This window comes from Paucibacter sp. XJ19-41 (assembly GCF_028462495.1).
GTDB lineage: Bacteria > Pseudomonadota > Gammaproteobacteria > Burkholderiales > Burkholderiaceae_C > Roseateles_E.
The window spans coordinates 1-8,638 of the sequence record NZ_JAQOWX010000171.1; the positions used below are offsets into that span (position 1 = coordinate 1).

At 66.2% G+C, this 8,638-nt stretch carries 10 protein-coding genes; 8 read left to right on the forward strand and 2 right to left on the reverse strand.

The window, feature by feature from the left end; all coding sequences use genetic code 11:
* Nucleotides 1–243: 243 nt before the first annotated feature.
* The 4 genes from PO768_RS26575 (at nucleotide 244) to PO768_RS26590 (ending at nucleotide 2,404) form a co-directional block, all read left to right on the forward strand.
* Entirely contained in the window at nucleotides 244–552 is a 309-nt protein-coding gene (locus tag PO768_RS26575) for a hypothetical protein (RefSeq protein ID WP_272648457.1), read from the forward strand.
* A 30-nt stretch (nucleotides 553–582) separates the two neighbouring features.
* Nucleotides 583–846, forward strand: coding sequence for a hypothetical protein (locus tag PO768_RS26580; protein WP_137944754.1), 264 nt, complete (start codon nucleotides 583–585; stop codon nucleotides 844–846).
* 108 nt (nucleotides 847–954) lie between these two features.
* A complete protein-coding gene (locus tag PO768_RS26585; protein ID WP_272648458.1) occupies nucleotides 955–1,797 on the forward strand; it encodes an HDOD domain-containing protein in 843 nt (280 codons plus the stop codon).
* 1 nt (nucleotide 1,798) lies between these two features.
* Complete coding sequence (locus PO768_RS26590; RefSeq protein WP_272648459.1) at nucleotides 1,799–2,404, forward strand: methyltransferase domain-containing protein; 606 nt, start codon at nucleotides 1,799–1,801, stop codon at nucleotides 2,402–2,404.
* Here PO768_RS26590 and PO768_RS26595 read toward each other — a convergent pair.
* Entirely contained in the window at nucleotides 2,401–2,883 is a 483-nt protein-coding gene (locus tag PO768_RS26595) for an Lrp/AsnC family transcriptional regulator (RefSeq protein WP_137944751.1), read from the reverse strand. The two genes, PO768_RS26590 and PO768_RS26595, sit on opposite strands and share 4 nt — an antisense overlap.
* 123 nt (nucleotides 2,884–3,006) lie before the next feature.
* On the opposite strand from PO768_RS26595, the gene hppD reads away from it, so the two are divergent.
* Complete coding sequence (hppD, locus tag PO768_RS26600) at nucleotides 3,007–4,134, forward strand: 4-hydroxyphenylpyruvate dioxygenase (RefSeq protein ID WP_272648460.1); 1,128 nt, start codon at nucleotides 3,007–3,009, stop codon at nucleotides 4,132–4,134.
* On the opposite strand, the gene PO768_RS26605 is transcribed toward hppD, so the two are convergent.
* Nucleotides 4,118–5,041: an esterase/lipase family protein gene (locus PO768_RS26605; RefSeq protein WP_272648461.1), complete on the reverse strand. Its 924-nt coding sequence runs from the start codon at nucleotides 5,039–5,041 to the stop codon at nucleotides 4,118–4,120. The two genes, hppD and PO768_RS26605, sit on opposite strands and share 17 nt — an antisense overlap.
* An 82-nt stretch (nucleotides 5,042–5,123) precedes the next feature.
* Here PO768_RS26605 and PO768_RS26610 point away from each other — a divergent pair, with 82 nt between their 5' ends.
* The 3 genes from PO768_RS26610 (at nucleotide 5,124) to PO768_RS26620 (ending at nucleotide 8,589) form a co-directional block, all read left to right on the forward strand.
* Nucleotides 5,124–5,867 carry an FFLEELY motif protein gene (locus PO768_RS26610; RefSeq protein ID WP_272648462.1) on the forward strand — a complete coding sequence of 248 codons (744 nt, stop codon included), beginning with the start codon at nucleotides 5,124–5,126 and terminating at the stop codon, nucleotides 5,865–5,867.
* Nucleotides 5,868–5,953: 86 nt separating this feature from the next.
* The gene (locus PO768_RS26615; RefSeq protein ID WP_272648464.1) at nucleotides 5,954–7,642 is read left to right on the forward strand and encodes a long-chain-fatty-acid--CoA ligase; all 1,689 of its coding nucleotides are present in this window, start codon (nucleotides 5,954–5,956) and stop codon (nucleotides 7,640–7,642) included.
* Nucleotides 7,642–8,589, forward strand: a complete 948-nt coding sequence (locus tag PO768_RS26620; protein WP_272648463.1) for an MBL fold metallo-hydrolase — start codon at nucleotides 7,642–7,644, stop codon at nucleotides 8,587–8,589. The genes PO768_RS26615 and PO768_RS26620 overlap by 1 nt, the downstream gene beginning before the upstream one ends.
* Nucleotides 8,590–8,638: the final 49 nt, after the last annotated feature.

The following is an 8,638-nucleotide window of genomic DNA, read 5'->3' on the forward strand; positions in this document are numbered from 1 at the left end:
CCCTTGAAGCCGAAGAAGCGCTGACCCCCAAACTTCTTTATCAATCACGATAAAAAGCACTTGCGCAAGATAATCAATCGTTTATCATTTGCGCAAGTTGTGGCCTGGTTCACCACAGCGACACCGTAACGCCAACACTTCAACCCGCAGGCCTCGCCGGCTTGCGATGCTGCCGCCCACCGCTCCTGGGGTCCGAACCTGGCCCCGGATCGGCGCCAGCCGTTCCCGCTCCAAGAGCCCGCCATGCCGGCTCTGCATGTCTGGTTCCGGTTTTTCTGGTCCCGCTACGTTTCACGCTGCCCGCGCCGCAGTGGCGCCGCCGCATTGTTCATCCCGCCGCGAACCCGGTTCGCAAGGAGTGTTTTGATGACTCAGTTCACCTCTCCCCGGCCGCAGATCCTGAATCTGCGCAAGCCGCGCAACCCTCTGGTCGCGCCCAGCCTGATGCGTCAGGCCGGTCGCCACGGCAGCGCGCCGAAGGCGCAGCGCCAACAAGCCAATCTCGAACTGCGCCAGCAAATCTGGCGCAGCGACAGCGATCGCAGCCCCTGAGACGGGCGGCGACAAAGATGGAGAAGAATCATGATGAGACAGCAACAAGTTCACGCGCTGCGCCGCTGGCCCGAGGCCGCGGTGAGCCAGCAAGGCTGGCGGCATAGCCTGGCCGGCGGCCTGCGCAGTGCCAGCGCCCGCCTGGCCCGTCTGGCCGAGCACCTGAGCGGCGCCCATGGCCGCCGGCGTCGCGCGCCGGAGCTGGAGTTCTACGCCGAGGCCGGCGCGCCCGAGGGGGCGCTCTATGTGGACGGCCGCCTGGTCGGCACGCTGCACGGAGTGACACGGCTGTGATGCCTGCACTGCTGGGTCTGGTGGCGCTGGCGGTATGGGTCAAGATGGACGCAGGGATGCCGATATACGATTACCGCCACCCCTGCACCAGCAACCCGACCCGCACCCATGCCCGCGTCCACCAGCCCCATTCCGCTGCGCAAGGCCCTGCCCGATCTGTCCTGGTGGACAGCGGTGTTCCGCGACGCGGAGATTCCCGTGCTCGCAGCGACTGCCGAGTCGCTGGAGCTGATGCGGGCCAATGAGGACGCCTTCGATGCCAACAGCATCGGCGAGATGGTCGCGACCGACCCGCTGATGACCTTGAAGGTGCTGGCCTATGCGGCCTCGCATCGCTCCAGCCGGCTGCTGACCGACGCCGAGACCGTCACCGCGGCCCTGGTGCTGATGGGCATCACGCCCTTCTTCACGGCCTTCGGCCCGCAGGCGACGGTGGAGGACCGCTTGGCCGGCCAGCCCGAGGCGCTGCAAGGCCTGCAGCGGGTGCTGAAGCGGGCCGAACGCGCGGCCCGCTTTGCGCTGGGCTTTGCCGCCCATCGCATGGACCCGGATGCGGCGGTGATCCACAGCGCCGCGATGCTGCATGACTTTGCCGAGATGCTGCTGTGGTGCCACGCACCCGAGCTGGCGCTGCAGATCCGCGCACGCCAGCAGGCCGACCGCCATCTGCGCAGCGCGGCGGTGCAGCGCGAGATCCTGAACATCGAGCTGGCCGATCTGGAGCAGTCGCTGATGAAGGCCTGGCGCCTGCCCGAGCTGCTGACCCATATCACCGACGACAAGCGCCTGCATGACCCGCAGGTGCAGTGCGTGCGCCTGGCCGTTCGGCTGGCCCGCCACACGGCCGATGGCTGGGACGACGCGGCCATCCCCGATGACGTCAACGATATCGCCGCCTTGCTGAATATGCGGCAGGAGCCGACCCTGAAGCTGCTGCACGAGCTCTATTGAGATGGCCGGCCCGACACAGGACTTCTGGCAGCAGCGTTTCGAATCCGGGCAGACGCCCTGGGACCGGGGTGCGCCGCATCCGCAGCTGCAGCTGTGGTTGGATCAGGGCCTGCTGACCCCCGAGCATGCGGTGCTGGTGCCCGGCTGCGGGCGCGGCCATGAGCTGTTGCAGCTGGGCCAGGCCGGCATCGCGGCCACCGGGCTGGACTATGCGCCGGCGGCCGTGGCGCTGGCGCGCGAGCGCCTGGGCACGCTGCCGGGCCGGGTCGAGCAGGCCGATGTGCTGCAGTGGCAGCCCGACGTACCGGTGGACCGCGTCTATGAGCAGACCTGTTTGTGCGCGCTGCATCCCGATCAATGGCGCGCCTATGCCGATCAGCTGCAGCGCTGGCTCAAGCCCGGCGGCCTGCTGCTGGCTCTGTTCATGCAGGCGCGGCGCGAGTCGGCGGCCCAGGGCTTCGTCGAAGGCCCGCCCTATCACGGCGATATCAACGCGATGCGCGCGCTGTTCCCGGCCGAGCGCTGGCGCTGGCCGGCACCGCCCTATGCGGCGGTCGCCCATGGCCAGGGCTGGGCCGAGCTGCCGGTGGCGCTGACGCGCCTCTAGACCGGCACGGCCGTCGTGTTCTTGACACGGTCCAGCACAAAGCTGGTCTTGCAGTCTTGCACGCTGGGATGCTTCAGCAGGGTCTCGGTGATGAAGCGGGCGTAGTGCGCCATGTCCTGCACCAGCACGCGCAGCAGATAGTCCATCTCCCCGGTCAGGGCCGCGCACTCGACGACCTCGGGCCAGGTCTGCACCGCCGCGCGGAACAGGTCCATCGGGTTGCGCTTATGGCTCTCGGTATGCTTTTCCAGCCGGACGTTGATATAGGCGGTCAGCGCCAGGCCCACCGCCTCGGGCCGCACCAGGGCCACATAGGCCGAGATCGCGCCCGACTCCTCCAGCCGCCGCACCCGGCGCAGCACGGCCGAGGCCGACAGATTGACCTGGGCGGCCAGCGCGTCATAGGTGACGCGGCCGTCGAGCTGCAGCGCCCGCAATATGCGCCGGTCTATCGCATCGAGCTGGGATCCGTTTTCCATAGCCCGGATTTTTGCAGGATTTCGGCGCGCCGTAAGAGTTCAGCGCCGAAACTCGCAGGAATCCTGCGCCCGCTCGCGCCTACAGTCTTGATCCATCGCAAGGCATACGCAGGAGACCCCGCCATGGCAGCATTCACCCCCTGGGACAACCCGATGGGCACCGACGGCTTCGAGTTCATCGAGTTCGCCGCCCCCGATCCGACCGCTTTGGGCCAGCTCTTCGAGACCATGGGCTTCACCGCCGTGGCCAAGCACCGCCACAAGAACGTGACGCTGTACCGCCAGGGCGGCGTGAACTTCATCATCAATGCCGAGAGCGACAGCTTCGCCCAGCGCTTCGCGCGCCTGCACGGCCCGTCGATCTGCGCGATCGCCTTCCGCGTCAAGGACGCCGCCCAGGCCTACAAGCGCGCGCTGGAACTGGGCGCCTGGGGCTTTGACAACAAGGCCGGCCCGATGGAGCTGAACATCCCGGCGATCAAGGGCATCGGCGACTCGCTGATCTACTTCGTCGACCGCTGGCAGGGCAAGAACGGTGCGCCCACCGGTGCGATCGGCAATATCAGCATCTACGACGTCGACTTCGTGCCGCTGCTGGACGCGGCCGGGCAGCCGGTCGATGCCAACCCGGTCGGCCACGGCCTGACCTATATCGACCACCTGACCCACAATGTGTTCCGCGGCCGCATGAAGGAATGGGCCGAGTTCTACGAGCGCTTCTTCAATTTCCGCGAGGTGCGCTACTTCGACATCGAGGGCAAGCTGACCGGGCTGAAGAGCAAGGCCATGACCAGCCCCTGCGGCAAGATCCGCATCCCGATCAACGAGAGCAGCGATGACAAGAGCCAGATCGCCGAGTATCTGGACCTCTACCACGGCGAAGGCATCCAGCACGTCGCGATGGGCAGCGACGACATCTACAAGACCGTCGAAGGCATGCGCAGCACCGGCGTGCAATTCCAGGACACCATTGGCACCTACTTCGACCTGATCGACAAGCGCCTGCCGGGCCATGGCGAAAACGTCGAGGAACTGCGCCGCCTGAAGATCCTGATCGACGGCGCCGCCCATCTGGACGCGCCCAACGAGCTGCTGCTGCAGATCTTCACCAAGGAGGTGATCGGCCCGATCTTCTTCGAGCTGATTCAGCGCAAGGGCAATGAGGGCTTCGGCGAGGGCAACTTCAAGGCTTTGTTCGAGAGCATCGAACTGGACCAGATCCGCCGCGGCGTGCTCAAGGCCGAGGCCTGAAGTCAGCGGCGCTCAGCTCGCCCAGCACCTCATCGAGTACCGCGCCGTCAAAGGCCAGCCGGAGATGGCCGACACCGGGCTTGTAGCGAGCCTCGGCGTCGGCCAGCACGGCGGTGCCGGCCGGGCAGACGATCTGGTCGCAGTTGCTGTAGTAGCAGATGAAGCGCTGACGGAATTCGGGCGCCTCCTGAGCGGCCAGTTCCTGCAGCCAGGCGCTGCCGCGCCGCATCTGGCGGGCGTTGGTGGCCGATGAGAAATTGGCCATCAAGGTGCCGGCATGCGGGCTGCCCAGCGTGACGATGCGGTGCAGGCGGGCGGTATCGCCGCCATGGCGGCGCCACCAGGCCCGCACCGCCAACCCGCCCATGCTGTGGGCAACGATCAGCGGCGGCCGACCGGTCGCCTGCGCCAGGCGGCGCACCGCCGCCTCGATGGCATCCGCATAGGCGTCGATCGAACCGAAGGCCGGCTCCATGCTCAGCGCCAGATAGGCATGGCCGCGCTGCCGCAGCCGCGGCAGCCAGTGATTCCACAAGCCCCGGTTGCAGGTATAGCCATGCAGCAGCAGCACGCCGCGTGGGGCTTGCGCCGACGCGCTCGGCGGCGGCAGATGATCGGGCAGGCGCCGCTCCGCGAAGGGCTGCTGGACACCGAACACCCACTCGCAGGTCCAGAACTCGGCCCACCAGGCGCGCAGCAGCTGCAGCGCGCCTGGCGGCGTGGTCGCGCTCGCGTTGATGCACAGCAAGAGGCCGAAATTCAACGCCATCACCAGGCCATAGAACCAGAACAGCAGCAGGCCGGTCGAGATCGCCAGCACCGGCCCGCGTGGCCACAGCCACAGCAGCGCGCCCAGGGCCAGCAGCAGGCGCAGCATCATTTGAAAACGTTGGATACGAGCGTTCATCTCGGCATCATCGCCGATGGGCCGGCACGCATCGCCCGGCACAATCGCCGCTTACTGCCCCAGATCACGCCACCAGCCGCCCATGCCCACCGAAACCGCCAGTCAAGCCCAGCGGATCCTGAACCACCTGCAGATCGTCAGCGCGCAGCTGGCCTTGCGGGCGGCCTCGCCGCCGCTGCAGACCAAGGTTCAGGCGCTCAAGCGCTATCAGCAGGCACGCTTCGAGCGCAGCTATGCCGATCTGCTGCAAAGCCCGCGCTATGCCGGCGCCGCCCGCTTTTTCCTCGAAGAGCTGTACGGCCCGGGTGACTTCAGCCGGCGCGATGCGCAGTTCGCGCGTGTTGTGCCGGCCCTGGTCAGGCTGTTCCCGGCCGAGGTGGTGACCACGGTGGAGCAGTTGGCCCAGTTGCACGGCCTGTCCGAGCAGCTCGATACGCGGATGGCCCAGCAATTGGACAGTCCGGCGCTGGACCGGGTCGCCTATATCGGCGCCTGGCAGGCCTCGGCCCGCCCGGCCGAGCGAGAGCAGCAGATCGCGCTGACCCTGGCCATCGGACGGGCCATGGAAGGCTTCACACGCAAGCCGCTGCTGCGCCAGGCCTTGCGCATGATGCGCGGGCCGGCGGCGGCGGCCGGCCTGTCGGAGCTGCAGCATTTTCTCGAAAACGGCTTCGATACCTTCAAGGCCATGCAGGGCGCGCAGGAGTTTCTGGACACCGTGCGGCGGCGGGAACAAGCCCTCGCCGACGCGCTGTATGCGCCCGATGCGCTGGCGCGGCTGGCGGCTTGTCCCCCAGGTGACGAGTCACTAGGGCAATTACCCTAGCCCTCGCCCCCTGCGCAGCCGAGTATCAGTCACCGCAAACAAGGCCGTCCCCACGCAGGGACGCGAAGGAGACAACGGTGCAAGATTTGGCGACCAAGCCCTGGCTGAAGAGCTACCCGGAGGGCGTGCCGGCGGAGATCCGTGTGGACGCGTACAAGTCGCTGGTGGAGCTGCTGGAAGAGGCTTTCCGCAAACACGCCGATCGCGATGCGGCGGTCTGCATGGATCAGCGCCTGCGCTTTGGCGAGGTCAACGAGCTGTCTCAGGCGCTGGGGGCCTGGCTGCAGTCCAAAGGCCTGGAGCGCGGCGCGCGCGTCGCCATCATGATGCCCAATGTGCTGCAGTACATGGTGGCGATCGCCGCCATTCTGCGCGCCGGCTATACGGTGGTGAACGTCAATCCGCTCTACACGCCGCGTGAGCTCGAACATCAGCTGAAGGACTCGGGCGCGCAAGCCATCATCGTGCTGGAGAACTTCGCGACGACCTTGGAAGAAGTCATCGAGCGCACGCCGGTGCGCCATGTGCTGCTGACCGGGCTCGGCGATATGCTGAACTGGTGGCGCGGGCCGCTGATCAACTTTGCGGTGCGCCATGTGAAGAAGATGGTGCCCGAGTTCCGCTTGCCCACCGAGCCAGGGCGCAGCGTGACCCGCTTCAATCGCGCGCTGGAAGAAGGCTCGCGCATGAATCTGTCGCGGATCGATGTGGGGCCGGACGACGTCGCCTTTCTGCAATACACCGGCGGCACGACCGGCCTGTCCAAGGGCGCGACCTTGCTGCACCGCAATGTGGTGGCCAATATCCTGCAGGCCGAGGCTTGGTTCGCGCCGATGATGGCCAAGCTCGGCAACAAGCCGATGACCTCGGTCTGCGCGCTGCCGCTGTATCACATCTTCGCGCTGACGGCCTGCTATATGCTCGGCGCCCGCCTGGGGATGACGAATCTGCTGATTCCCAACCCGCGCGACATCCCCGGCTTCATCCGCACCCTGCATAGCTACAAGGTGAATATGTTCCCGGCGGTCAACACCCTGTTCAACGCGCTGGCCAATGAACCGGCTTTTGCCCGGCTGGACTTCAGTGAGCTGGTGATCTCCAACGGCGGCGGCATGGCGGTGCAGCAGGCGACGGCCGAGAAGTGGCTGAAGATCACCGGCTGCCCGGTGGTCGAGGGCTACGGCCTGTCGGAGACGGCCCCGGTGGCGACCATCAACCGCATGGATGTGCACGATTTCAATGGCTCGATCGGCTTGCCCGTGCCCTCGACCGAGATCGCGATCCGCGATGACGACGGGCAGGACATGCCGCTGGGCGAGCGTGGCGAGATCTGCATCCGCGGGCCGCAGGTGATGGCCGGCTACTGGAACCGCCCGGACGAGACCGCCAACGTGATGTACGCGGACGGCTTCTTCAAGAGCGGGGATATCGGCGTGATGGATGCCGACGGCTATATTCGCATCGTCGACCGCAAGAAGGACATGATTCTGGTGTCCGGTTTCAATGTCTATCCGACCGAGATCGAGCAGGTCGTCAATATGCATCCCGGCGTGCTGGAATGCGCGGCGGTCGGCATCCCCGATTCGCGCTCCGGGGAGACGGTCAAGCTCTATGTCGTCAAGCAAGACCCGGCCCTGGCCGAGGAGGATCTGAGCGCTTTCTGCCATCAGCAACTGACGGCCTACAAGCGGCCCAAGTACATCGAGTTCCGCGACGAGCTGCCTAAGAGCAATGTCGGCAAGATCCTGCGGCGTGAGTTGCGTACAGCGGCCTGATGACTGCAGAGTTGGGCAATCCTCGCTCGCTCCCTCCCGGCCTGCAACTCATCGAGCGGGGCTGGCTGTCGTCCAACTCGGTGCTGTTGGGCGGGGACGAGCGCGGCGCGGTCCTGATCGACAGCGGCTACTGCACGCATGCGCAACAGACGGCGGCCTTGCTGGCTGCAGCCCTGGCGGCCGATGCGCCCGGCAGACCGCTACGCCTGATCGTGAACACCCACCTGCATTCCGACCACTGCGGCGGCAACGCACATCTGCAGGCACTGCACCACTGCCCGATCTGGATCCCCCCCGGTGACTTTGAGGCGGCCAAGCATTGGGACGAAGCCAAACTCAGCTACGAGGCGACCGGCCAGCAATGCCCTCGGTTCGCACCCACCCGAGCCCTCGCGCCCGGTGAGCGGCTACGGCAGGCCGGAAGGGACTGGGAAGTTCACGCCGCGCCCGGTCATGATCCTCACTCCATCATCCTGCTCGAGCCGGAATCGCGATTACTGATCTCGGCCGATGCGCTGTGGGAGCGAGGCTTCGGCATTGTCTTCCCCGAGATCGATGGCATAGACGCTTTTGACGAGGTCCAGGCCACGCTTGAGTTGATCGAATCCTTGAATCCCGCACTGGTCATCCCAGGTCACGGTGCGCTGTTCGACGACGTCGCCGCCGCGCTGAGCGAGGCACGTTCGCGCCTGGCATTCTTCCGGCAACGCCCCGACCGTCATGCGCGCCATGCGGCGAAGGCCTTGATCATGTTTCATCTGCTGGAGGCCACCAACCAAGCTCAGCAACTTCTGCTGGACTGGCTGATGGTGACGCCGATTCATCGCAAGCTATGGCAGGGCTATTTCCAATCACAGAGCCTGCAGGCCTGGAGTATCGAGTTGATCGACGAGTTGCTGAAGAGCGGCGCGATACGGCGGCGCGACGGACAACTGCAGCCCACATAAGCTGACCAAAACCCCAAAACAAAAACCCCCGCCTCTTGCGAGGCGGGGG

What these genes read in the sequence shown, in the direction of transcription:
- PO768_RS26575 (WP_272648457.1), top strand. Translation starts at nt 244, where the DNA reads ATGCCGGCTCTGCATGTCTGGTTCCGGTTTTTCTGGTCCCGCTACGTT.
- PO768_RS26580 (WP_137944754.1), top strand. Translation starts at nt 583, where the DNA reads ATGATGAGACAGCAACAAGTTCACGCGCTGCGCCGCTGGCCCGAGGCC.
- PO768_RS26585 (WP_272648458.1), top strand. Translation starts at nt 955, where the DNA reads ATGCCCGCGTCCACCAGCCCCATTCCGCTGCGCAAGGCCCTGCCCGAT.
- PO768_RS26590 (WP_272648459.1), top strand. Translation starts at nt 1,799, where the DNA reads ATGGCCGGCCCGACACAGGACTTCTGGCAGCAGCGTTTCGAATCCGGG.
- PO768_RS26595 (WP_137944751.1), bottom strand. Translation starts at nt 2,883, where the DNA reads ATGGAAAACGGATCCCAGCTCGATGCGATAGACCGGCGCATATTGCGG.
- hppD (WP_272648460.1), top strand. Translation starts at nt 3,007, where the DNA reads ATGGCAGCATTCACCCCCTGGGACAACCCGATGGGCACCGACGGCTTC.
- PO768_RS26605 (WP_272648461.1), bottom strand. Translation starts at nt 5,041, where the DNA reads ATGAACGCTCGTATCCAACGTTTTCAAATGATGCTGCGCCTGCTGCTG.
- PO768_RS26610 (WP_272648462.1), top strand. Translation starts at nt 5,124, where the DNA reads ATGCCCACCGAAACCGCCAGTCAAGCCCAGCGGATCCTGAACCACCTG.
- PO768_RS26620 (WP_272648463.1), top strand. Translation starts at nt 7,642, where the DNA reads ATGACTGCAGAGTTGGGCAATCCTCGCTCGCTCCCTCCCGGCCTGCAA.